At 57.4% G+C, this 24,672-nt stretch carries 23 protein-coding genes; 18 read left to right on the top strand and 5 right to left on the bottom strand.

The genetic code is table 11. The features are described from left to right. Positions 1-10: 10 nt before the first annotated feature. On the bottom strand, positions 11-1,324 hold the full coding sequence (locus tag ACZ6ZO_RS03915; protein WP_465290704.1) for an AMP-binding protein: 1,314 nt from the start codon (positions 1,322-1,324) through the stop codon (positions 11-13). Positions 1,325-1,467: 143 nt separating this feature from the next. Then, positions 1,468-2,007 carry a TetR/AcrR family transcriptional regulator gene (locus ACZ6ZO_RS03910; RefSeq protein WP_465290702.1) on the bottom strand — a complete coding sequence of 180 codons (540 nt, stop codon included), beginning with the start codon at positions 2,005-2,007 and terminating at the stop codon, positions 1,468-1,470. 142 nt (positions 2,008-2,149) lie between these two features. On the opposite strand from ACZ6ZO_RS03910, the gene ACZ6ZO_RS03905 reads away from it, so the two are divergent. The 11 genes from ACZ6ZO_RS03905 to ACZ6ZO_RS03855 all read left to right on the top strand — a co-directional run bounded on the left by ACZ6ZO_RS03905 (position 2,150) and on the right by ACZ6ZO_RS03855 (position 10,995). Continuing rightward, positions 2,150-2,596, top strand: coding sequence for a hotdog fold thioesterase (locus ACZ6ZO_RS03905; protein ID WP_465290700.1), 447 nt, complete (start codon positions 2,150-2,152; stop codon positions 2,594-2,596). A gap of 97 nt (positions 2,597-2,693) precedes the next feature. Next, positions 2,694-3,632 (top strand): 1,2-phenylacetyl-CoA epoxidase subunit PaaA, encoded by a 939-nt coding sequence (gene paaA, locus ACZ6ZO_RS03900; protein WP_182385003.1) that lies wholly within the window; start codon positions 2,694-2,696, stop codon positions 3,630-3,632. An 11-nt stretch (positions 3,633-3,643) separates the two neighbouring features. Then, positions 3,644-3,928 (top strand): 1,2-phenylacetyl-CoA epoxidase subunit PaaB, encoded by a 285-nt coding sequence (gene paaB / locus ACZ6ZO_RS03895; RefSeq protein WP_047241130.1) that lies wholly within the window; start codon positions 3,644-3,646, stop codon positions 3,926-3,928. After that, entirely contained in the window at positions 3,925-4,752 is an 828-nt protein-coding gene (paaC, locus tag ACZ6ZO_RS03890) for a 1,2-phenylacetyl-CoA epoxidase subunit PaaC (protein WP_465290697.1), read from the top strand. The genes paaB and paaC overlap by 4 nt, the downstream gene beginning before the upstream one ends. 10 nt (positions 4,753-4,762) lie before the next feature. Continuing rightward, positions 4,763-5,272, top strand: coding sequence for a 1,2-phenylacetyl-CoA epoxidase subunit PaaD (gene paaD, locus ACZ6ZO_RS03885; protein WP_182385005.1), 510 nt, complete (start codon positions 4,763-4,765; stop codon positions 5,270-5,272). Next, entirely contained in the window at positions 5,272-6,408 is a 1,137-nt protein-coding gene (paaE, locus tag ACZ6ZO_RS03880) for a 1,2-phenylacetyl-CoA epoxidase subunit PaaE (RefSeq protein WP_465290694.1), read from the top strand. The genes paaD and paaE overlap by 1 nt, the downstream gene beginning before the upstream one ends. Positions 6,409-6,419: 11 nt before the next feature. Further along, complete coding sequence (locus ACZ6ZO_RS03875) at positions 6,420-7,190, top strand: enoyl-CoA hydratase/isomerase family protein (RefSeq protein WP_465290692.1); 771 nt, start codon at positions 6,420-6,422, stop codon at positions 7,188-7,190. A gap of 1 nt (position 7,191) precedes the next feature. Next, positions 7,192-8,382: a thiolase family protein gene (locus tag ACZ6ZO_RS03870; RefSeq protein WP_465290690.1), complete on the top strand. Its 1,191-nt coding sequence runs from the start codon at positions 7,192-7,194 to the stop codon at positions 8,380-8,382. Continuing rightward, positions 8,383-9,111, top strand: coding sequence for an enoyl-CoA hydratase/isomerase family protein (locus tag ACZ6ZO_RS03865; RefSeq protein WP_208768437.1), 729 nt, complete (start codon positions 8,383-8,385; stop codon positions 9,109-9,111). It begins immediately after the preceding gene. After that, the gene (locus ACZ6ZO_RS03860; RefSeq protein WP_465290688.1) at positions 9,108-9,932 is read left to right on the top strand and encodes a 3-hydroxyacyl-CoA dehydrogenase family protein; all 825 of its coding nucleotides are present in this window, start codon (positions 9,108-9,110) and stop codon (positions 9,930-9,932) included. The genes ACZ6ZO_RS03865 and ACZ6ZO_RS03860 overlap by 4 nt, the downstream gene beginning before the upstream one ends. Before the next feature lie 52 nt (positions 9,933-9,984). After that, entirely contained in the window at positions 9,985-10,995 is a 1,011-nt protein-coding gene (locus ACZ6ZO_RS03855; RefSeq protein WP_465290686.1) for an NADP-dependent oxidoreductase, read from the top strand. Here the strand turns inward: ACZ6ZO_RS03855 and ACZ6ZO_RS03850 are convergent. Next, positions 10,992-11,279, bottom strand: a complete 288-nt coding sequence (locus tag ACZ6ZO_RS03850) for a HigA family addiction module antitoxin (protein ID WP_182385012.1) — start codon at positions 11,277-11,279, stop codon at positions 10,992-10,994. The genes ACZ6ZO_RS03855 and ACZ6ZO_RS03850 overlap by 4 nt on opposite strands. Positions 11,280-11,678: 399 nt before the next feature. On the opposite strand from ACZ6ZO_RS03850, the gene ACZ6ZO_RS03845 reads away from it, so the two are divergent. The 6 genes from ACZ6ZO_RS03845 (at position 11,679) to ACZ6ZO_RS03820 (ending at position 21,471) form a co-directional block, all read left to right on the top strand. Further along, positions 11,679-12,149 (top strand): NYN domain-containing protein, encoded by a 471-nt coding sequence (locus tag ACZ6ZO_RS03845; RefSeq protein ID WP_465290683.1) that lies wholly within the window; start codon positions 11,679-11,681, stop codon positions 12,147-12,149. Next, positions 12,136-14,016, top strand: a complete 1,881-nt coding sequence (locus ACZ6ZO_RS03840) for an HsdM family class I SAM-dependent methyltransferase (RefSeq protein WP_465290681.1) — start codon at positions 12,136-12,138, stop codon at positions 14,014-14,016. The genes ACZ6ZO_RS03845 and ACZ6ZO_RS03840 overlap by 14 nt, the downstream gene beginning before the upstream one ends. Before the next feature lie 60 nt (positions 14,017-14,076). Further along, positions 14,077-15,654: a type I restriction-modification system subunit M gene (locus ACZ6ZO_RS03835; RefSeq protein ID WP_465290679.1), complete on the top strand. Its 1,578-nt coding sequence runs from the start codon at positions 14,077-14,079 to the stop codon at positions 15,652-15,654. Further along, a complete protein-coding gene (locus ACZ6ZO_RS03830; protein ID WP_465290677.1) occupies positions 15,647-16,849 on the top strand; it encodes a restriction endonuclease subunit S in 1,203 nt (400 codons plus the stop codon). Before ACZ6ZO_RS03835 ends, ACZ6ZO_RS03830 begins: the two co-directional genes overlap by 8 nt. Positions 16,850-16,871: 22 nt before the next feature. After that, on the top strand, positions 16,872-17,948 hold the full coding sequence (rhuM, locus tag ACZ6ZO_RS03825) for a RhuM family protein (RefSeq protein WP_465290675.1): 1,077 nt from the start codon (positions 16,872-16,874) through the stop codon (positions 17,946-17,948). Positions 17,949-18,024: 76 nt separating this feature from the next. Continuing rightward, positions 18,025-21,471 carry a DEAD/DEAH box helicase family protein gene (locus ACZ6ZO_RS03820; RefSeq protein ID WP_465290673.1) on the top strand — a complete coding sequence of 1,149 codons (3,447 nt, stop codon included), beginning with the start codon at positions 18,025-18,027 and terminating at the stop codon, positions 21,469-21,471. A gap of 84 nt (positions 21,472-21,555) precedes the next feature. Here the strand turns inward: ACZ6ZO_RS03820 and ACZ6ZO_RS03815 are convergent, their stop codons facing one another. Continuing rightward, positions 21,556-21,885, bottom strand: a complete 330-nt coding sequence (locus ACZ6ZO_RS03815) for a hypothetical protein (RefSeq protein ID WP_208768429.1) — start codon at positions 21,883-21,885, stop codon at positions 21,556-21,558. 258 nt (positions 21,886-22,143) lie between these two features. Then, positions 22,144-22,596, bottom strand: coding sequence for a PaaI family thioesterase (locus ACZ6ZO_RS03810; protein ID WP_182385021.1), 453 nt, complete (start codon positions 22,594-22,596; stop codon positions 22,144-22,146). Between the two features lie 77 nt (positions 22,597-22,673). Between ACZ6ZO_RS03810 and paaZ the strand changes: the two genes are divergently transcribed. Further along, complete coding sequence (gene paaZ, locus ACZ6ZO_RS03805; protein WP_465290670.1) at positions 22,674-24,656, top strand: phenylacetic acid degradation bifunctional protein PaaZ; 1,983 nt, start codon at positions 22,674-22,676, stop codon at positions 24,654-24,656. Positions 24,657-24,672: the final 16 nt, after the last annotated feature.

Raw genomic sequence — 24,672 nt, 5'->3', positions numbered from 1 at the left:
GGAAGCTCTCTTAGCTCTTAGGCCGGTTATCAACAAGGCGCTTGGCCTTGCCTTCACCGGTGTCAACGTGATCGCGAACCTCAACGCCAACGGTGATGCCGATACGGTTTTTGATCTGTTTCTTCAGGTGGTGTCCTGCATTGTCGCGCTCGCTCTGGGAGAAGTCTGGGTGGCCTTCCACCAGGATCGTCAGGGTGTCCATGCGCCCCTTACGGTCGAGCACACACTGGTATTTGGTTTTCAGTGCAGCTTCTTCGACGATCAGTTCCTCAAACTGCGATGGGAAGCAGTTCACCCCGCGCAGGATGATCATGTCGTCGTTACGCGCGCTGATGCGTTCGAGGCGGCGCATGGATCGGGCGGTGCCCGGCAGCAGGCGCGTGAGGTCGTGGGTGCGGTAGCGGATGACCGGGAACGCCTCTTTTGTCAGCGGCGTAATGACAAGTTCACCGAACTCACCGTCGGGAACTGGCTGCAAAGTTTCCGGATCCACGATCTCTGGGTAGAAGTGATCCTCCCAAATAGTGAGGCCATCCTTGGTCTCGACGCACTCCTGCGCGACGCCTGGGCCCATGACTTCGGAGAGCCCGTAGATGTCTGTGGCATCGATTCCGAGGGCTTTTTCTAGTTCACCGCGCATCCCTTCGGTCCACGGCTCGGCGCCGAAAATTCCGGTGCGCAAGGAGGTTTCTGCCGGGTCCATGCCTTCCTCACGCATGCGGTCAACCACATTGAGCATGTAGGACGGGGTAGCCAGGATAGCGTCCGGTTTGAAATCGCGAATAATCTGCACCTGGCGTTCAGTCATGCCACCGGAGGTCGGAATAGCGGTAGCGCCGAGCTTTTCGACGCCGTAGTGCGCACCCAAACCGCCCGTGAAAAGCCCATATCCGAAAGCCACCTGCACCTTGTCGCCCGGACGCACACCACCAGCACGCAGAGATCGAGCCACCAAGTCGGCCCAAATTTCAATGTCATTGCGCGTGTATCCCACGACTGTTGGCAACCCGGTGGTGCCCGAGGACGCGTGGATGCGAGCGATCTGGTGATCACCCACCGCAAACATGCCGAAGGGATATTCGGCGCGCAGGTCTTTTTTCTCAGTGAAGGGGAATTTAGCCAAGTCGGACAGCTCTTTGAAGTCGTCCGGGTGCACGCCCATTTCATCAAAGACACGGCGGTAGTGCGGAACGTTGAAGTAGGCGTGACGGATGGTGTTCTTCGCACGGGCGGTTTGCAGCGCGGTGATCTCATCGCGGGAGGCAAATTCGATCCCCGTTTCAGGGCCGTGATGAGTGGACATGATGTCGTATACAGAAGTCACGTGTGAATCCAACTTTCTTATCGAACCGGACTTTACTGACCGATCGTTCAGCTAATGTGTGACTCACACTACAACAAAGCAGGTGACCTACGCCACCTTTTTTGCAAAACTTTGCCGGATTTTTGTTAGTGAAGTTTCAGGCGCTAAAGCTGCAAACCCAAGAACGCCATCGTTTCCACAATGTCGGCAACCTCATCTTGATCCAAGGCCCCCTCAGGCGAGTACCACTCCACCAGCGAATTAATCATGCCGAACAACAATCGTCCAGCCACATTGGGCGCCACATCCGGATCGAGCGCCCCCTCCTCCTGCGCAGCGGAAACGAGGCCGACCAGGTAGTTGGTAAATTCACGCCGTCGTGCCAACGCCTCCAATTCCACTTCAGAGTTTCCTCGTAGCCGGAGCAAAAGAGTGACATATTCCGGCTCCCGGCACAGCGCCAGCGTGGTGCCACGCACCAACAGCCGAAGCCTCTCCATCGCCGGACCTGGCAGTTCTTCTACCTCCGCGACCAGGTCATCAAGCAGGCTGAGCGCCCGGTCGGTGGCATACTTCAACAATTCTTCCTTCGAGGAAATGTGATGATAGATCGCAGACTTGGAGAGACCGAGAACCTTGGCCAGGTCGCCCATACTGGTTGCTTCGTAGCCACGCGCATTGAATTCCTGCACCGCAATACGCATAACATCATCGCGACTATAACCGGGCCGACCTTGCTTTACTTGACGCCGTACTTGACTTCCCACACCTGTCAACGATACCCATTCCGAACGATCGTTCAGAAACTTGGTGTCGTGCGCCACATTTTGTGCTTAGCTGGTGGCCATGAATCATCCAATCCTTGCCCCCGGAGTTGCGGCGGGCCCCGAATTTGAGCATGTTCGAACGATGTTCGCTGACGATCCGGCCACCACCGATCTTGGCGCGGCCATCACACATCTAGCGGTCGGCGAATGCGATGGACACTTCACAGTCCAGCACAAACACTGCAACGGCCATGGCACTGTCCAGGGCGGCATTCTCTTCACTTTCGCCGATTCCCTGTTCGCCGGTGCCTGCAATGCCGCAGGTGAGACTGCCGTGGCGACCCACAATTCAATCCACTACATCGCCCCCGCCTTTGAGGGGCAGCGCATCGACGGCCATGCCCGTACCGTGCAGTCGTGGGGTCGCAATGGCTTCGTGGACGTCACCCTCACCTGCGAGGGGAAGCCGGTCGCGGAATTTCGAGGGACTTTCCGGATGTTACCGGGCCGGCCAGAGAAGCGATAACCCGCAATTCCAGTAACCCCGATCACATTTCTACTTGATCCAAGTCACATCTCCCCATATACTGACCGAACGATCAGTAATTAACTGAGGAGATGCCATGACCCCTGAAGAACACTTCGATAACCTCATCGCAGAAGATTCCCGGATCGAACCCACCGACTGGATGCCGGAGGGCTACCGAAAAACGCTGACCCGCCAGATCAGCCAACACGCCCACTCCGAAATCATCGGTATGCAGCCAGAAGCCAACTGGATCACCCGCGCCCCAAGCCTCAAGCGCAAGGCGATCCTCATGGCAAAGGTCCAGGATGAAGCCGGCCATGGTCTTTACCTGTACTCTGCTGCGGAGACACTCGGCACCGACCGCGACACCCTCGTGGATCAACTGCTCGAAGGCAAAGCCAAGTACTCCTCGATCTTCAACTACCCGGCGCGCACCTGGGCAGATGTCGGCGCCATCGGCTGGCTTGTCGACGGCGCAGCGATCTGCAATCAGGTCCCGCTGTGTCGCTGCTCCTACGGACCTTATGGCCGTGCCATGGTGCGCGTGTGCAAGGAGGAATCCTTCCACCAGCGCCAAGGCTGGGAGATCCTGTACGAGCTCGCCCACGGCACCCCGGAGCAGAAGCAGATGGCACAGGAGGCGATCAACCGATTCTATGGCCCGGCCCTACAGATGTTCGGCCCACCGGATGACGATTCGCCGAACTCCAAGCAGTCCATGGCGTGGAACATCAAGCGTTTTTCCAATGATGAACTGCGACAACGCTTCGTGGACATGATCGTGCCACAGGCCGAGGCCTTGGGTCTGCACTTCGAAGATCCCGACTTGAAGTGGAACGAAGAACGCGGTCACTACGACTTCGGCGCGCTGGACTGGGACGAGTTTTTCGGCGTCATCAAGGGCGACGGCCCGTGCAATGAGCAGCGGATGCAGCGGCGTCGAGAAGCCTTTGAGCAGGGCGCTTGGGTGCGGGAAGCCGCAGCCGCCTACGCCGAAAAGTACGAGTCCAACGACACCTCTCTGATTGCGTAAAGGAAAAGCACATGTCTAACAACTGGCCACTGTGGGAAGTTTTCGTCCGCACCAACCGCGGTCTTTCTCACGTCCACGCTGGGTCGTTGCACGCCCCCGATGCCACGATGGCGCTGCGCAACGCGCGTGACCTGTACACCCGTCGTAATGAAGGCACCTCCGTGTGGGTTGTTCCTGCCGAGGCTATCACCGCTTCTGACCCGGATTCCAAGGGCGGATTTTTCGAGTCCGCGCAAGGCAAAAGTTTTCGCCACGCCACCTACTACACCAAGTCTGAAGGGGTGAAGCACCTGTGAGCATCACGACGACCGACTCCGCCACCCGCCAGTCCATGGGCGACGCCATCACCGCGGAGGACATTCAAAACTCTGGTGTGACCGCCCCCGAGAAGGTCGCCGAGTACGCACTCACCTTGGGTGACGACGCCCTCATCCTGGCCCAGCGCCTCGGCTGGTGGGTCTCCCGCGCCCCAGAAATGGAAGAAGATATCGCCCTAGCAAACATTGCCCTCGACCTGCTGGGGCACGCCCGCTTCCTCCTGTCCTACGCTGGCACCGCCTGGGGCAAGACCGAAGACGACCTCGCCTACTTCCGTAACGAGGAAGAGTTCCGTTCCTGCCGCTTGGTAGAGCAGGAAAATGGCGACTTTGCGCACACTATCGCCCGCCAGCTGCTGTTTTCCTACTACGCCCACGGGCTGTACACCGCTCTGCTGGAATCCCAGGATGACACCCTCAAGGCGATCGCGGCGAAGGCCATCAAGGAAATTGAGTACCACGTGGACCACGCCTCCCAATGGTTGCTGCGGCTGGGGCTAGGTACTGAGGAATCCCACACTCGCATGCAAAAAGGTCTGGACCACATGTGGCCCTACCTGGCGGAACTTTTTGAAGACCAGCCGATCCACTCAGAACTCGAGGGCATCGCGGTGAAGCCATCCACCCTGAAGGCCGAGTTTGACGAACGGATCGCGTGGATCATCGACAAGGCAGGCCTGGAACTCCCGCAGGCCAAGCAGGCCCGCTCCGGGCACCGCACGGGAATGTTCTCCGAAGAACGCGGCTATATTCTCGCCGAAATGCAGGTGCTCGCCCGCCAGCACCCAGGCGCCACCTGGTAGCGAGGTCATCATGCACGAGCTCAGGCCCACCACGGAACGTGAAGCGCAGCTGTGGGATGCTGCCGCCACAGTACCCGACCCGGAAATCCCGGTTATTTCGATCGCTGACCTTGGGATTTTGCGTGGGGTGCGGTTTGACGGGGAACAACCGGTCATCACAATCACCCCAACCTATTCCGGATGCCCCGCTATGGAAACTATCTCCACAGATGTCAAAACCGCAGTGGAGCAAGCAGGGTTTCCTCGCCCCAGCATTGATCTCGTGCTCCACCCCGCGTGGACGACCGATTGGATGACGGAAACCGGCAAGCAACAGCTAGAGGAATATGGCATCGCACCACCGCGTCGTGAAGCACGCAGTAGCGGCCCTATCCCCCTTACCCTCAGCGCCCCGGTGACCTGCCCACGCTGCAAGTCGCGCAATACCTACAAACTCAGCCACTTCGGCTCCACGTCCTGCAAAGCGCTCTACAGCTGCCGGGACTGCCACGAGCCATTCGACTACTTTAAGGTGCACTAATGAACAAGAAGGTGTCATTCAACCCGCTACCGGTCTCCGGGATTCGCCGCCTCACCGACCACGCCGTGGAGGTATCCTTCGAGGTCCCAGCTGAGCTCGCCGACGACTACAACTACATCCCCGGCCAGTACGTAGCGCTCCGCAAAGACATCGACGGCCAGGAAGTGCGCCGCTCGTACTCCATCTGTGCAGTGCCCGAGCGCTTACCGACGGGCGCGTCTGTGATCAAGGTGGGCATCAAGAGGAATCTCGGTGGCGTATTCTCTACCTGGGCCAACACCGAGTTGCAGGTTGGCGACACCATCGACGTGATGAACCCACAAGGGGCATTCACCTCACGCACCCACGTCACCTTCCTCAACGACCCGTCCGCTGCTGGCAAAGGAAAGAAACACCTGGTAGCCGTCGCAGCTGGCTCCGGCGTCACCCCCATCATGGCAATCGCGGTCGCTTTCCTCGAGGCCGCCGACGACCACACCTTTGAGCTGGTTTACGCCAACAAAGGCGCGGGAGACGTGATGTTCGCGGAGGAGATCGGCGACCTCAAGGATAAGTACCCGTCCCGCTTCGCAGTGCACCACGTGCTCTCCCGAGAAAACCGCGTGAACCCGCTGTTCACCGGCCGTATCGACAGCGAGCGCCTGGAATCCTTGCTGGATAACGTCCTTGATTCCGGCGCCGACGAATGGTTCCTCTGTGGTCCCTTTGAGCTGGTTCAGCTGTGCCGCGACACGCTATCTGCCCGCGGCGTGCCGGAAGACAGCGTCCGTTTTGAGCTGTTCACCACCGGAAAACCAGGCGATGCGCCAGCCGGTCAACAGGGGCGCGAGGTGGAGATTAAGGAGGGTGAAGACATTTTCAAAATCAAGTTCACTCTCGATGGGCTCACAGGCGAAGTTGAATCCCCGGTCTCCGCGCACGAAACCGTGCTCAACGCCGCATTGCGCAAGCGTTCCGACGTCCCGTTCGCCTGCGCCGGCGGGGTCTGCGGCACCTGCCGCGCCCGCGTGGTGGAGGGCGAATACGAAATGGATGAAAACTACGCCCTCGAACCGGATGAAGTAGAGCGCGGTTACGTGCTGACCTGCCAAACCCGCCCCACTTCTTCCTGTCTCACCGTTGACTTTGACTCCTAGGAGCTTTTTAGATGATCGAACTGGATATCACTGACAACGTCGCCGAAGTCACCCTGAACAACCCGAAGGCGATGAACGCCCTAGCTGAGCAGGACTTAGTTGACCTGGCCGGGGTCTACACCGAGGCTGCGGCTGCCGGGGTCCGCGCTCTGGTCCTGCGCGGCGAAGGCCGGGGATTCTGCGCAGGCCGCAACATCGCTGGCGTGAACCCGAAGGACGACGACGCCTACGACTACTTAGCTCACAAGGTCACCCCGGTGCTGCGCGAGATGGCTTCCTTCCCAGCGCCGACTTTCGCTGCTGTGCAGGGTGCCTGCCTGGGCGTGGGCCTGGGTCTGGCCATTGCCACTGACATTGTGTACGTGGCCGAGGACGCCAAGATCGGTTCCCCGTTCGCCAACCTGGGTGCCACCCTCGATTCCGGTGGGCACGCCCTGTTTGTCGAGCGGCTCGGCGAGCATCGCGCCATGGACCTTATCGTCACCGGCGATCTGATGACCGGCGCGGATGCTGTGAACGCTGGCTTGTTCTCCCGCGCGGTGCCTGCCGCTGAACTGTTGGAATTCACCCGTGCAAAGGCGGTTAAGGCAGCCCAGGGGGCAACGCTCGCCTTCATGAAGTCCCGTGCCCTGGTACACCAGATCCGCGATGAGCGCATCGGACTCTGGGAGTCTCTGGAAGCCGAGAATGTAGCCCAGGGCGAACTGTGCAGCTCAGAGGACTATTTCGAGGGCTTCGCCGCCTTCCAGGAAAAGCGCCGTCCAGAATTTAAGGGGAAGTAACGTGACTGCATATCTCGTATCCGGAACCCGCACCCCGGTGGGCCGCTATGGTGGCGCGCTGTCCTCCGTCCGCCCCGATGACCTGGCTGCTTTGGTGGTCAAGGCTGTGGTCGAGGACTCTGGGATCCCGCCCGAGGCCGTGGATGAAGTGATCCTCGGTAATGCCAACGGCGCTGGTGAAGAGAACCGCAATGTGGCCCGCATGGCCTGGCTGCTCGCCGGTTTCCCTGATTCCGTACCGGGCATCACCGTCAACCGCCTCTGTGCCTCCGGCATGTCCGCGATTGCCCTGGCCACCGCCATGGTGGAATCCGGCCAGGCCGACATCGTTGTCGCAGGTGGCGTAGAGTCCATGTCCCGCGCGCCATGGGTTATGGAAAAGCCCTCAACCGCGTTTGCCAAGCCCGGCGAAATCTTCGATACCTCGATTGGTTGGCGCTTCGTCAACCCGGTTTTCGCAGCTCAGGACAAGATGACCTACTCCATGCCGGAGACCGCCGAAGAGGTCGCACGCCGCAGCAACATCTCCCGCGAGGACGCCGACGCCTTTGCCGTCCAGTCCCAGGAACGGGCGTTGGCCTCGCGTGGCTTTATGGCTGCCGAGATCACCCCGGTACCGGTGAAGGACCGCAAGGGCAACGTCACGCTCGTGTCCGAAGACGAGGGGCCGCGCGCCGGCACCACCCCGGAGGTGTTGGCCCGCCTGCGGCCCGTCGTTAAGGGCGGCGAGGTGGTCACCGCCGGCAATTCGAGCTCGCTTAACGACGGCGCGTCCGCCATCATCGTGGCCTCCGAAGCAGCCCTGTCCAAGTACGGTCTCAAGCCGCGTGCCCGCGTCATCGCAAATGCGGCCGTGGGCCTGGAACCTGCAGTGATGGGCCTGGGCCCGATCCCAGCGACCCGCTCAGTGCTTGATCGCGCTGGTTGGTCCACCTCGGATGTCGACGCCTTCGAGATCAACGAAGCCTTCGCCACCCAGTCGCTTGCCACCGTCCGTGAGCTGGACCTTGATCCCGAGAAAGTGAACGCGTGGGGCGGCGCCATCGCCCTTGGCCACCCGCTCGGTTCCTCCGGTTCTCGCATCACCGTCACTCTGCTGAACCGCCTCGAGCAGACCGGTGCGTCTCGCGGCGTAGCCACCATGTGCGTCGGCGTCGGCCAGGGCACTGCTATCGCTATCGAAAGGGTATAAATGTCTGCTCTGACCATTGACTACTTGGACGATCGCGTCGTTGCGACGATGTCGCGCCCCGAGGTCCGCAACGCCATCGACGCGCAGATGATCGCCGAATTCCACGAGCTCTGCGCAACGCTGGAAAACGACCCAAAGATCCTCATCATCACCGGCGCCGAAGGGATTTTTGCCTCCGGCGCGGACATCGGCCAGCTGCGGGAACGCAGGCGTGACGACGCCCTCCGCGGTGTCAACTCCACCCTTTTTACCCGCATCGCTCGCCTACCGATGCCCGTCATCGCAGCGATCGACGGCTACGCCCTCGGCGGCGGGTCGGAACTAGCGCTAGCAGCGGATTTCCGGCTCGGCACCCCACGCATCAAGGTCGGCCAGCCGGAAACCGGGCTCGGGATCACCGCGGCCGCAGGTGCCTTGTGGCGACTCCGGGAGGTGGTCGGCGAGCCGATCGCTAAGGAAATCCTGCTGGCGGGACGCATCTTGAATGCGGAAGAGGCCCTGGCCTGCGGTTATGTGACGGGATTGCATGAGGATGTGCTGGCAGCGGCGCATGAGTTGGCGGACCGCGTCGGCAAGGAAGACCCGCTGGCTGTGCGCCTCTCCAAGCAGCTGTTCGCCATGCCCGCCGCCGCGCACCCGTACGTGGACAACATCGCCCAGGCAATCTGCTTCGAATCCGAAGCGAAATTCGACCGCATGCAGGCTTTTCTAGATAGGAAGAAGAAATGACACTTTCACGCGTAGGAGTACTAGGTGGCGGCCGCATGGGCGCCGGAATCGCGCACGCATTCCTCATGACCGGAGCTGCCGTGACCGTGGTCGATATTGATCCGGCGGGCCCGCTGGGGCGCATCACGCGCGACGTGGAAAAATCCATCGAACGTGGCGCTTCCGGTTCGGCCTCCGATTACCTGGACCGCTTGACCTGCACCACCGCTGTGTCTGACTTCGCCGGTTGCGAGCTGGTCGTGGAAGCGATTCCGGAAGACTTCTCCCTGAAGGCTAAGGCTTTCGCCGACATCGCGACGGCGGCACCGGAGGCTGTGATCGCGTCCAATACCTCGTCTCTTTCGGTGACCGATCTCGCCTCGGTGGTGCCATCATCCCAGGTCATCGGCCTGCACTTCTTCAACCCGGTGCCAGCCTCGAAGCTCGTAGAGATCGTGGTGGCCGAGACGACCTCTTCGGATCTGGTTGAGCAGGCTAAGGAATGGGTCGCAGCGTTGGGCAAGACCCCCATCGTGGTCAAGGACTCCCCTGGCTTCGCCTCTTCCCGCCTCGGCGTCGTCATCGCCCTTGAAGCGATCCGCATGGTCGAAGAAGGCGTCGCGTCCCCAGAGGATATCGACAATGCCATGGTCCTTGGATACAAGTTCCCGGTTGGCCCGCTCGCTTTGACGGACATTGTTGGGCTCGACGTGCGAATGGGTATCTCCGAATATCTGGCCTCCACCCTCGGCGAACGATTCGAACCACCAGCACTCATGCGCGAGATGGTGGCTCGGGGCGAGCTCGGTAGGAAGACCGGGAAAGGGTTCTATTCCTATTAAGCTGGCCGGATTTCCTTATTCAATTGGGATATATCCCCGGTATTTTGTACCTATGGATAAGGAAATTCGACAAGCTTCCCACTGGGTCCTCGCGTTCCGCCCAACCGGCACGCCTACTGCAGAGAACTTCCGCTTGGAAACCGCAGAGTTGCCTGCCCTGCAGGACGGCCAGGTGCTGGTGAAAAACGTCGTGGCCTCGGTGGATCCGTACATGCGCGGGCGCATGAATGATGTGAAGTCCTACATTCCGCCGTTCCAGATCGATGAGCCACTGACCGGCGGGGCCATCGGCGAGGTGATCGAATCTCGTTCCGACGCACTCCCGGTCGGCACGATGGTCTCCCATCTCCTGGGCTGGCGGACGCACGCTGTGCTGAATGAAGGGGAGGCAACGGTCGTCGATACGCGTGCGATCGCGCCCGCAACCTACCTGGGTGCTCTTGGTATGCCGGGGCTCACGGCGTACGTCGGGCTGATGAAGGTCGCGGAATTCAAGGAAGGCGACGCGGTGTTTGTGTCCGGCGCTGCGGGTGCCGTGGGGCAGATGGTCGGGCAGCTGGCCAAGCAGTTCGGAGCGTCCCGCGTCATTGGTTCGGCGGGGTCGCCGGAGAAGGTGCAGCACCTGCTTGACCTGGGTTTTGATGCCGCATTCAATTACAAGGATGCTGCGGTGGCCGAGCAGCTGAAGGCGGTGGCTCCGGAGGGCATCGATGTGTACTTCGACAATGTGGGCGGCGACCATCTTGAAGCCGCAATCGCCTCGCTGAACACCTTCGGCCGCGTCGCGATGTGCGGCGCCATCGCCCAGTACAACGCCACCGAGCCGACGCCGGGGCCACGTAATCTGGGCCTAGCGATCGGCAAGTGCCTCACCCTGCGCGGCTTCGTCGTGGGGCAATACGCCCAGTTCGGCGGCGAATTCCGCGAAAAAGTAGCGCCTTTGCTTCTCGACGGCTCCATTCGCACCGACACCACAGTCCGCCACGGCATCGAGAACATGCCGAACGCATTCCTTGAGCTGTTCACCGGCGGAAACCGCGGAAAGATGGTGGTGGAGATTTAGGGGTTTGGCGACGCACCGCCGTCTTGTGCCATGCGGCGGTCGTACTCAGCTTGCAGATTCATCCAAAGCTGTTCAGAAGTTCCAAAACAATTCGCTAGCAAACGAGCCAGAACTGGGGTTATTGACTGCCTACCCTGGATAATCTTCTGAACCACACCAAGTCCAATATCAATTTCAATTGCTAGATCCTTGGCAGTCATTCGGTTAGGCCGGAGGAAGTCGTCCAATAGAACTTCACCAGGATGAACCGGCCTTTGCAGTGCATCATTGTCAACAACTGTCATCTTTTCATCATTTCTGCTTGAACTAGAGAGACTTTTGTTGCCCCTCTAAGTAGTCCCTTCTCTACAAAAGAAGTATAGATTCCAACGTGGACGGTCGTTCGAATATTGCGTCGTTCACGCTCCGAATGACGTACACAGCTCGCTTAATTAATTTTATTCACCCACGATCATCTCGCCAGCTTTCGCTATTTTCAACCATCTAGCTGGACATTTGATCAAAATTTCCACCTACAAACGTGAATTACGACCTCTTTATAGATAGCTGTGTATGTCATTCACTTGCCTTGTGTGCGTGTATGCCTTACGATGAAGGCATCGAGGGAAAATAACCCCGTCGAGAGCAGCTAGATAAAGGATTGAAAATGACATACACGACCACTCAAACTCCTGATAGCATTAATGCCAATCGGAAGTCACGCACCCACTACTTCATCGACATCGAAAATTTCAATGGAGGCCCCGTTCACACTATTGACGAGTCGAACCGCTGCTACGACGAATTGTCTAGCATGCTTGGCTTCGACAAGACGGCGCAGATCACAATCGCCGCGGACATCACCACTATTACAAACCTCCACCAAAGTTGGAATCCATTCCGCATCCTCCGGGGATGGGGGGGGAAACGGTGCCGACTTGGCCCTCATCGAGTCAATGTCGAACGTCATCCTCGCTGAAGGCGACGACATCGTGGTGGTATCTGGCGATGGAATCTTTACCGACCAGATCGACGCTTTGGTAGCCCGAGGTTTCCAAGTTCACGTGTTCTCAGAAGTGACTGCTCTCAACAACCGACTCAAGTTGGCCGCAACTACATGGACAACTTTCGAATACGACTCCAACAACGCAAAGGATTCTTATGCTTTCGCCTAACCCACAGGGCACTCTCGCGCTCAAGGATATTGCTGACCTTGCAGAGGTCAGCCGAGCTGCTGTCAGTAACTGGCGCGCTCGCTACGCAGACAGCTTCCCCGAGCCTGTCCCCCTCTCTACTCCTCGCCGGCCGCTTTTCGACGCCCAAGAAGTCCTCACTTGGCTGACCGAACATGACCTCTTGCCAGCAGGAATCGAAGACAAGAAGACCTCACTCCGCCTTAGAGCAATTCTCAATACCTTGGCCAATGAAGGGTTGAACCCGGGCGAATTGGCAAAATTTGCCTTGCAACATCTCGCTGGAGAAAGTTCGGAAAGTTCCGAGCTAGTGGCAATCTTTGATGGGCTTTCTACTGAAAAGAAGTCGGTCCTTGCTTCCCTTGTTTTGGAGCATTGTTTCGGCAATCAAGGTCGCGGTTCATTTGGAATGTTCAGCACAAGCAGCTCCCGGGCATCATCGATCCTTGCCTCTGCTGCGAGCACTTCTGTAACGGACAGTTCCATCATTTTCGATCCGACATGCGGCATTGGCGAGACACTCATTCAAACCGGTCTCGCTGGGGGCAAAGAGCTTCGAGCTCAAGACATCTATCCCTTTGCCACCGAAGTCGTCTCTCTCCGCAAGTCCATCAGTGAGCCCCGCCTGTCGGTGGAAAATGGAGATTTCCTGATCACCGATGGATTCGGGGACGATCGCCCTGATGTCATCGTCGCAGAACTTCCATTTGGCATGCGCATCGACAAGGAACAGCGCCGAGCCATGGAACGGACAAAAGTTGGCGCCAACGCTTCTTCATCCAATGGGGATGCAGCTTTCCTTGCCAGAATTGTCGATACGCTTGCCGACGAAGGCCGGGGCTACGCTCTGACACCTTTGGCACCCGCCTTCCAGGGGCCGCTTCGGAAATTCCGATCGAATTTGATGGCGCATGGATGCGTGGAGTTCATCTTCCAGTTGCCGCCACGACTGTTGACCAATACCTCGATCCCGACACTTTTGTGGGTTTTGCGTTCTCCAAACGCTTTAGGTGAAACCCCAACAACGTTGATCGATGCATCCCAAGCAGACAACCGATTGGAACAAATTGGCAGTTGGATTACCTCGCTCCGTAAGGGTGAGCACATTGACGTGCCACATGTTTCGGTTTCCCTCGCTGAATTTGTGACTAGCGAAGGCTCCTTGCTCCCATCTGAGTGGCTGTTTGAAGCTCTATCTGAGCAGGAAGTTGCGAACCGACTGAAGGAACTTGAGTCGGAAATCAATGCCATTTCGAAGAAGCTGGACCAACCAATCCGACTGACCTTCGAGCATGGAAGCTTTGAAAATCCGATTCTCATTTCGCTCCGAGAAGCGATTGAACGGAAGCTGATCAAGATCCTCGATTTGCGACCAAAAGACAAAGCAAATGGCGAGACCAAGAAAGTTCCCAAGATTGCATCAATCAATCTCCCAGAGCCAGAGCTTGTCGAGGTACCGGCAGATGAGGAATGCGCACGTTCAGGCGACATTGTTGCACTGGGTATGAGAGATTCCGCTCTTGTGCCCGGCACTTCCGAGGAATGGGCTGTACCCAACTTTGCCAAGGTCATTCGTGTGCTTGATTCAAAGCTTTCTCCGCGAATCGTAAAAGCCTGCATCGACCACAAGATGCGCGAACGGCGCACAGCGGCTCCAGGTGTGCTCACTCCCGGAACGGTCTTGCGTGGATTCCTAGACATTAAGATCCCATTGCTTACGGACGAGCAATTGGCAGAATTAGACTCTGTCCTGCGAGAACTCGACGAGCGTAAACAACTAGCAGACAAGCTAGGCAACCTCGCGGCTGAGGCCAACGATACTCTCATCGCAGCCACGCTTTTGAAGTAACATCAAGACATTGTCTTACTCCCGACCCGGTTAGGGCCGGGCACAAACCAAGGAAAATTCATGAATCACTCTGAGTTCAAGAGCCGCATCGACAAGATTTGGGATGTTTTCTGGTCTGGAGGTATCGCCAACCCGATGAACGTCATCGAACAGTTCACCTACTTGCTCTTCCTCCGCCAGCTCGACAAGCAGCAAGACAACCTTGATGCGCAACGAGCTTTCGGCAACGAGGTCCCGGCTAGCGCCGATATTTTCCAATCAGATCAGCAAGATTTCCGTTGGAAGAACCTTGTTGCTGAAACTAGCCCGACTCGTCTGAAGGAACTCGTCGACGACCACGCATTCCCTCACATGCGAAATCTCGGCAGCTCTGGCATGGCTGCTCACATGAAGAATGCCAATTTCGGCATCGATAACCCCAATACGCTACGCACGGTTATCAGCCAGATCGATGAACTACCGCTGACCAAGCAGGACCTACTCGGTGATCTCTACGAGTACATGCTCTCTAAGCTCAGCAGTTCAGGCACGAATGGTCAGTTTCGCACCACGCAGCATGTTATCGACCTTATGGTCGAACTCATGCGACCGGCTCCCAACGAGCGCATTATCGATCCAGCGTGTGGCACCGCAGGATTCCTAGTCAACGCGTGGGAGTGGATGCAACACAACTACGAAGAAGCACTGCTTAAGACAAGCACGCGTGAGAAGTTTCATAAAGATGGCCTTACTGGCTACGACAACGATGCCACCATGGTCCGGCTGTCCGCAATGAACCTGTTCATGCACGGCTTCCAAGAGCCGAACATCAAGTACAAGGATTCGCTGGGCCCAATCGATCAACAGGACGAAGATGCTTTCGATATCGTTCTTGCCAACCCACCATTTTCCGGCACCATCGATGCCGCCGGCATGGACAAGAAGCTCAATCGCCTGGCTACCACCAAAAAAACTGAGTTACTGTTCATCAACCGTTTCCTGAGCTTGCTCAAAATCGGCGGCCGCGCAGCCGTTATCGTCCCTGAAGGCGTCCTATTCGGTTCGACCAAGGCTCACAAAGCGATCCGCAAGGAACTCATCGAGAACCAAAAGCTCGACGCTGTCATTAAACTCCCGTCTGGAGCGTTCAAGCCGTACACTGGCGTTTCCACGGCGATCCTTTGTTTCACCCGCACCGACGCGCCTGACACAGACCACGTCTGGTTCTACGAAGTGCGTGCCGACGGCCGCTCCCTCGACGACAAGCGCTCCCCGCTTCTCGACGAACATCTGCTCGGCCCAAGGCCTCTCGACCGTCTACCTGATCCAGATAACCCACTCGACAAGCCACAGACCGTCAATCTCACCGCCGAGCAACACGACAAGAACAACCTCCCTGACGTGGTGAAACGCTTCGCACTGCGTGATGCAAGTGAATTGGATCGGGCCCGCACTGAGCAAAGCTTCTGCGTGCCGGTTTCTGAGATCGTCGACAACGACTACGACCTTTCCATGAACCGCTACAAGGAAATCGTGTTCGAAGACGTGGAGACTCGAGAGCCGATGGAAATCATTGCGGAGATCGAAGCCCTTGACGCTCAGATAGCTACTGGAATGGCGCAGCTTAAGAAGCTGATTGGAGGTGCTGGGAATGACTGAAGATTCAAAGGTAGCGTGGCCGATGGTGCGGTTGAAAGATGTGTGCAGATTCGTCGCAGGCCTAACGTTTAAGAAATCTGACGCATCTACAGAGAAGAGACAAGCTTCCGACATTGCTACACTCCGCGCTGGCAATATCCAAAATGGGAAGATAGTTATGGATGAGTTGGTTTACCTGCCCAATGCCATAATCAAACCGGCACAATATCTAATGGTCAACGACATCTTGATGGCTACCTCCAGCGGGAGCCTAGATGTACTTGGAAAAAGTGCAATCGTAAAAGAAAGCGCAAATATTTCTTTCGGCGCATTCTTGCGTGTGATTCGCCCAAACCCAAATCGTGTCGATCCGACATTTCTATTCCATTTGCTTAGCTCTAATCGTATTCTCGCTGAAATTCGCGCAACTGGAAAAGGCGCAAACATCAACAACTTGCGGTCGAGCAGCCTATCCGAACTGCAAATTCCCCTCCCACCCCTTGCCGAGCAGCGCAGGATCGCGGAGATTCTTGAGGTTACGAATCAAAGACTCAATGCGACTCAAAAACAACTTGAGGAACTTGACGCGATTCGCAACAGTTTGATTCGTGAGATCGATGACCTTACTGCGTCTACCTGTCGACTTGAGGAGATTGCTGCAGTTTCAGGTGGCCTCTCTCTGAGTTCCAAACGCGCGAAAAACCCGATTGAGGCAAACTATCTCAGAGTCGCAAACGTTCAACGAAATTCAATTGATCTCGGCGAAGTGAAGACCATTCGTGTTACTGAACGAGAGTTTGATCGATGCTTGGTCGCCGACGGAGACATACTCATGCTCGAAGCAAATGCAAACCCTCGGGAAGTTGGCAGAGCCGCAATCATTTCTCCAGGAGATCACCGATTTGTATTCCAAAATCATCTATTCCGTGTCCGATCCATTGCCACTTCGCCGATCGTTCTGAACGCACTCTTGTCTGCTCCTTCCGTTCGACTTCAACTTATTCGTTGTGTCAAAACAACTTCGGGACTGAATACAATGACAATCAATCAAGCCCGTGACTTACTCATTCCCGACCTTCCAACGATCGACCAAGAACGATTTGAGTCCCAGCTGCTGAAAATTGAAGAGTTGCGGGGCAAAATCCGAACGCGGATCCGCCTACTTGAAGAGCTCCACCAATCCCTTTCCACTCGCGCTTTCGCTGGTCAACTGTAGGATTTCAGCCAGGAGGTAAGAAATGTCCACACCAGATCAGCCGATTGAGAAGGGCGTCGATCAGCTCGGCGAGTTTGTCATCTACCGCACCCTCGACGACCTCACCGAGGTACACCTGCGTTTGATCGATGGCAGCGTGTGGATGACGCAAGCCGAGATCGCCGAACTTTTCGGCGTCACTAGCGCAACTGTCAGCATTCACCTCAAGAATATCTACGCAGAAAACGAGCTGACCAGGGATCGAACTCTTAAAGAATTTCAAAGAGTTCAGAATGAAGGCGACCGGGACATCGTCCGCAGCCTCAACCATTACAATCTCGACGCCATCATGGCAGTGGGTTATCGTGTCCGCGGACCGCGGGGCGTCCAGTTCCGCACCTGGGCTTCTAGCATACTCACTGAGTATTTGGTCAAGGGCTTTGTGATGAATGACGAAAAGCTCAAAGACCCTCGCGGACAGGATTACTTTGATGAGCTGCTCGCACGGATCCGAGATATTCGATCTTCGGAATACCGGTTCTACGCAAAGCTACGCGACATTTTTAGTTTGGCTGATGACTACGACGCGAAAGCGCCGTCGACAAGACATTTTTTCCAGCGCATTCAAGACAAATTGCACTACGCGATCACTGGATTGACCTCGTCGGAAATCATTGCGACTCGGTGCGATCCACAAGCCGACAACCTTGGCTTAACTTCGTTCAAGGGCAACGTCGTCCGTAAAAGAGATATCACTAGCGCCAAGAACTATCTGACCAAAGACGAGCTCGAGATGCTCAACTTCTTGGTGTCTCAGTACCTCGATTACGCCGAGCAACAGGCCCGTCGCCGTAAGGTCATCCACATGGCGGATTGGATCGAAAAGACCGATTCCTTCATCGAGTTCAACGAGTACGAACCTCTCAAGGATCGTGGCCGTATCACGAGGAAGGAAGTCGAAAAGTTGGCCATCGAGCGGTATGAAATCTTCGACAGTCGACGCCGAGAAAAGGAAGATTCGGTTGTGGAGATTGAACTCCTGGAGCGACTGAAAGAAATGGATCGTCGGATTCTCGCGGATCGAAAGCGACTCGAGCCTCGTAAAGCATCTGACGAGTAGCAAAACAGATAATCTATTAGGTAAAGAAACTGGCATTTTAGGCGTCGAAAAGCGCCACCCCACCTGAGGACTTTGATTGACCACTCCTTCACGCTCCAACTTTGCATTTGTCGGACCTGTCTTCCCACGCCTGCTGAGTGATTGCCGTGGGGCGGAAGCCGCGGCCGTCAGCAACCCACGTGCGTCGGCAATTCAGGCACGTTTCGTCACAGAAGCAATGATCAAACACATCAGTGCGTTCTATGGACTCGAGACAGGTGGAGCGATGCTGGACCTTGCCAGAGCGCCTAAGTTCCGCCAGGTTGTACCACCGAGCATCCAAAATAAGATTCATGCGCTGCGCAAGATCGGCAATGTTGCGGCTCACGAGGATAAGCATATCGAGCAACAAGTAGCTATCCACGCCATCGCCCACCTGTATGACCTCATGGTGTGGGCAGCCGCCAACGTGGCCGACCGCGGCCGCGCGGCGATTCCTAACGAGGCATTCGATCCGCAAATCCTCTTTGACGCACCAAAACAGCAGGCAAAGACCGCAGCTCAGTTGCGAAAGCTACAGTTTGAACTTGATCAGCGTGAGCAACAGCATGCCCTCCAGCTCTCGGAGGAACGCGAACGGCTGCGCGCTGAACGCGAAGAACACCTGCGCCAGCAGGAACGCTTCCGGAAGGAATCCGCCGAACAAGCAGCCGAAATTGCACGTCTTCGCGCCGAACTCGAAGAAAAGACTCGCGCGGAGCTAGTTGAAGCTCAGGCCGAGGCAGGAGCAGTAGACACCACTGCGAACTTTGCCATCAGCGAGGCCGATACCCGCCGCGACATCATCAATCCAATGCTCGCTGCCGCCGGCTTCTCCGTTGAAAAAGGGAATGTACGCGAGGAAGTGCAGTTGCCTTCGGGACGCGCAGATTATGTTCTCTACGGTGAAGACGGCAAGGCCTTGGCCGTAGTTGAGGCGAAGAAGCCGTCGGTAAGCATCTCAGCGGGTCGACAGCAAGCGGCACGGTACGCACGCGAATTAGAAGCCCAATTCGGCCAGCGACCAATCATTTACTACACCACGGGCTACCTGGTTGAAATGTGGGATGACGTAGCACTCCCTAGTGGAGTTGAACCAAAACCACGCGAAGTAGATGGCTACGCGACCGCACGCGAGCTGTACCAACTGATTAGGTTCCGCACGCTTCGCCAAGATCTGACCAAAGTGACGCACGATTCCGAAATTGCGGGACGCCCCTACCAAGCAATCGCGATCCGGGCCGTCGCGGAGCACCTGAGCGATGGGTACCGTAAGGCCCTGCTAGTCATGGCTACCGGAACTGGCAAGACTCGTACTGCCATTGCTTTGGTGAAAATGCTGAAGGATGCTGGCTGGGTGAAGAACGTGCTGTTCCTTGCCGACCGCAAAGCACTGGTGAACCAAGCTGCGAAAAACTTCTCCGCCCTATACCCGGATGCGGGAATCGTAAACCTACTGAAGGAATCCAAAACCGATGGCACGGTTTATCTGTCCACCTACCAATCCATGATCAAGCAACTTGGGGAGAAGTTCACCCCATACGCTTTTGACTTGGTTATCGTGGACGAAGCTCACCGCAGTATCTACCGACGCTACCGGCGTATCTTCGATTATTTCGACTCCTACCTCATTGGCCTTACTGCCACGCCACGTGACGAAATCGACCACAATACATACTCGATGTTCGACCTCCAGGACGGCCAACCGACCACGGAATACTCACTCGAACAAGCAGTGTCCGAAGGCTACCTAGTTCACTACCGTCCGTACGCGGCGGAATCAATCATCCTGCAGACTGGCGTCCGTTACGAAAACTTGTCAGAAGAAGACAAGGTCAAATGGGATCTCGCGGAATGGGGTACCGACGAAGATGGAAACAAACTCGAGTCCCCTGAGGGAGCCGACGCGTCTGAAATCAACGCCAAGCTCTACAACCTGAGCACCATCGACCTGGTCCTGAAGCAGGTACTTACCCACGGCATCAAAGTTGATGGAGCAGACCGCATCGGCAAAACGATCATCTTTGCTCGCAACCAATATCACGCAGATTTGATCTACAAGCGGTTCTCGGTGGTCGACCCGAAGGTGAGCGCTGAAGTGATTACCTCCGGCGTGGACAATCCAGACGAACTCATTGAGCGGTTTGAAGACCCGTCACCTCGTGGAATCGATGTTGCCATCAGCGTCGACATGCTCGACACCGGAATTGACGTCCCAGAGATCGTCAACCTTGTTTTCTTCAAGCCCGTTCATTCCCAAACCAAGTTCTGGCAGATGATTGGACGAGGCACCCGCACTCGAAAGGACCTCTTCGGCGAAGGCCTAGACAAAGAAGAGTTCTTCGTCTTTGACTATTGCGACAATCTGCGCCACTTCGCTGGTGCGGACAAGCCTGCCACCGAAGGTTCTAAACAACGGTCACTGTCCGAGCGACTGTTCCTCCGCCGCCTCGAGCTGTTGGACAAATCAAAGGATGTCGAATTGCGGGCGTCCATTAGAACCCACCTTCAGAAGCAGCTGGGAGGCGTGCCAGAGTCTAGCCCGCTGGTCAGCCCCAAGGCCCGGCCCATTCTAGACCGCTATCGTGAGCCAGCTTCATGGGAAAGCCTCAGTGCGGCGGACTACGCTGATATGGAAGAACACCTTGCCAATCTTCCGTTCGCATCTGCCGCGGAAAATGAGCATGCCAAACGCTTTGACCTAGTTGTCCTTGGCTGCCAGACGGCAGTGGCCGAGGAACAGCCCGTGCCCGATGGCCTTCGTTTACGCGTCCAACGACTCGCTACCAACCTGCTCACGAAGCTCAACGTCAAGGCAATCGCCGCCCAAGCGAAGCTCCTTGAACAAGCCGCATCCGATGAGTGGTGGGACGGTGTCACCGAAATGGAACTGGAAGTGCTCCGACGGAGAATGCGCTCACTCGTCCACAATGTAGATAGAGGCCAGCGCAACGCCGTCGTCATGGACATCAAGGACGAACTCGGCGAACTCAACCTCATGTCCCTACCGCTCGAAGGGGCAGCCGGAACAGTCGTCGAAAGTACCGTTGAGCAGAAGATTCAGGCTGTGTTGGATAAGCACGGCGACGCTCTTGTGCTGCAAAAGATTCGGCGAGCAAAGCCTCTCACGGGAGTAGACATCGTCTCATTGGAGCAACTTGTTGCATCGGCTGGCATTTCAGATGTTCCTAGTCTTCGCACCGAGCTCGGGATGTCGCTTCCGAGGTTCGTCCGTACGATGGTGGGCCTCGAAGAAACCGCAGCTCGAGAAATTTTTGCGGACTGGATTTCAGGCAGTCGACTCAATGCCACGCAGCTGGCGTTCCTCAATCGAGTTGTCGGCGGCCTGGTACAAAACGGCATCGTGACAATGGGCGATCTGTGGGAGGCCCCCTACAACGACTACGGAGATCCGCTCGATGTCTTCGACGGAAATACAGCCATGGTGTATGACCTGCGGGATCGATTGCAACGGATTGAGCAGTCTGTGGAGGAGATTTCTTAGTGATCAGCCAATGCACCTGGATGCTTGCGCTCCACCGGTCGCTTCTACCCGGAAGACGCAGGAACGAATGCGTAAAAGCAGTGTCTAACCTGGCTTTTCCGCCCGGGCAATGAGATCCAATAGGGCACTGACCGGCACGTGGGCGTCACCGTCAGCACGCTTGGATACGTATTCCGTGACGATTTCGCGAAGCTTCGCTCCTGTGGTTTTGCCTTCCGTCTCGGCCATATCGCTCACTGCGTTGAGTACGGAAAGTGGCATCCGGACTGAGTATGACGTCATAGCTTCTGATGGCTTAGGAGGTCGATACCCTTCGGGCCGGCGCACAAGACATGCCCCACTCATCGCCGCCGACTGATCAGTGTTGTCATAGAACTCGGCAAGCTCGTGATATTTATGGTCATCGTTTTCCATTTCGAAACTCCCTGTGTTCGGCCAATGCCATGTCACGAGCGGTGACACAGAACTTTCGACCATCTTCGGCTGCCGTTCCCCGGGCATGACAACCCTTTAATCCGTGAGTGTATGCGTTTCGCACACGGCAGGTCAATGGCATATTTCCCCCGTTTCACCAATGTCCGCCACAACACTAGCGAGAGTTCAAAAACAGGGAGGGGAGCTATCCACAGACTGCCCGATCGGGCATCTAGGGAGTGAAGCTATCCACAGCCCCTACACCCGATCCACGATAGCATCAGCACGCGCCGCCTCGAGCGCAGCTGACAGATCACCCAGCGGTTCCACGATGGCGTTGGTGATGCGCACGGTACAGAGCCGCTCCCCCGTTTCCTCGGCCGTGATGACCACTTCGTGCGAGGTCAGCGTGCGCCCGAGCTTGATGGGAGTGGCGACCGCGCGAACATAGCCAGAGCGCGCGCCCCGGTGGTGGGTAGCGTTGATATCCACGCCCACGCAGGCTTTGCCAAGGGTGGAGGCGTATTTCAGCGCAGCCCACGAGCCGGCCATCTCACCGAGGCAGGCCATCGCTCCCCCATGCAAGGCTCCTAGGGACTGACGGTTGCGCTCGACCGGCATGCGCACCTCGACACGATCGACCGACTCGGAAACGACTTCAACGCCCATCCGAATGTCCAGCTCACCGAGCGAAATATTAACTGGATCCATGTAAACCTCCCAAAGCCTTTGTGATCTACGTTATACTCTAGAACATTCCCAACCGAACGTTCAGTAAAGGATGGAAAATGCTTGTTCCTAGCTACCTCTCCGGCCAGTGGACCACCCCGAAATCCCCTAGCAAAGTCACCGACGTACTGGACGCCCGCACCGGCGAAGTAATCGCCCAGGTCAGCACCGAAGGCCTGGACATCGCCGGCGCCATCGACTACGCCCGCACCACGGGCCAGGAGGGCCTCGGCGAGCTCACCATCCACGAGCGAGCCCTCAAACTCAAGGAACTCGCACTCTTCCTCGGCGAACACAAGGAAGAGCTTTACCGCATCTCCGATTCCACCGGCGCAACGCAGCGCGACCACTACATCGACATCGACGGCGGCATCGGCACCCTGTTCACCTTCTCCTCCAAGAGCCGCCGCGAACTTCCCAACTCCCAGGTCATCGTGGACGGCCCCACCGAGCCACTTTCTAAAGACGGCTCCTTCATCGGCACGCACATCTACACCCGCATCCCGGGCGTCGCGGTGCAGATCAACGCGTTCAACTTCCCAGTCTGGGGCATGCTGGAGAAGTTCGCCCCTGCGTTCATAGCGGGCGTCCCCACCCTGGTGAAGCCCGCCACCCCGACCGGCTACGTCACCAAGAAGTGCGTGGAGCTCATGGTTGGTTCCGACATCCTCCCCGAGGGCTCCATCCAGCTGATTTCCGGTTCTGCCCGCACTCTCCTCGACCACCTCGACTACCGCGATCACGTCGCCTTCACTGGCTCCGCCGCCACCGCCGCGCAGCTCAAGGGCCACAAGAACGTCATCGAAGGTGGCGTCCGCTTCACCTCCGAAGCCGATTCTCTGAACGCCGCGATCCTCGCCTCCGACATCACCACCGAGGATCCCGAATTCGACGCCTACATCAGGGTACTTTTCACCGAAATGACCGCGAAGGCCGGCCAAAAGTGCACCGCCGTCCGCCGCGCCATAGTGCCACGCCCGCTTATCGACGCCGTCAAGCAAGCCCTCGAAACCAAAGTGTCCGAAAAGGTTGAACTGGGTAAGACAATGGGCCCATTGGCGTCCTTTGAGCAACAGGAGGATGTGAACCAGGCCGTCGCAAAGCTGGAAGCTGCGGGCGGAGTGGCGACGCGCGTCGGAACGCTGCCGGAAGCCGGCGCCTACGTACTACCCACCATCCTGACCTGGGACAACGACGCCGATGAGGTCCACGACATCGAGGCGTTCGGCCCGGTCGTCTCCATCCTCGGATATGGCACCGACGCCGAGGCCATCGCACTCGCGCAGCGTGGCAAGGGTTCCCTGGTGGCTACGGTCTGCACCCGCGAGAAGGCAGCTGATTATGCTGCGGGAATGGCCGCCCACCACGGTCGACTCCACTTCCTCGACCGCGATGACGCGAAGACCACCACCGGCCACGGCTCTCCCCTACCGATGCTCATCCACGGTGGCCCCGGTCGTGCGGGTGGCGGCGAAGAACTCGGTGGCGTGCGCGGCGTGAAGCACTACATGCAGCGCACCGCCCTGCAGGGCACCCCGAATCACCTCACCGCCGTCACGGGCGAATGGCAGCGCGGGGCCGACGTCCAACGTGGCAAACACCCATTCCGCAAGTCACTAGCCACCCTGAAACTCGGCGACCAGTACGCCTCCGAGCTGCGCAAAGTGACCCTAGAGGACATCCTCGAGTTCGCAGAGAAGACCGGCGATACCTTCTACGCCCACACGGACGAGGAAGCCGCCATGGCCAACCCGTTCTTCCCACGCCGCGTAGCCCACGGTTATCTGCTGGTTTCTTGGGCGGCAGGCCTGTTCGTTTCCCCGGAGCCGGGACCAGTGCTCGCGAATTACGGCCTGGAAAACCTCCGCTTTATCACCCCGGTGACCTACGACGACTCCATCCGCGTCGAACTCACCGCCAAGCGCATCACCCCGCGCGTCACTGACGAATACGGCGAGGTCGCCTGGGACACCGTCATCTACAACCAGAATGACGAGATCGTCGCCACCTACGACGTGCTAACGCTAGTGGAAAAGGAATAACGAACCCCCTGCCAGG

The organism is Corynebacterium sp. NPDC104732, assembly GCF_055583565.1.
Note: the sequence above shows the minus strand (reverse complement) of the source record. Positions and strands in the feature narration are given on the sequence as shown.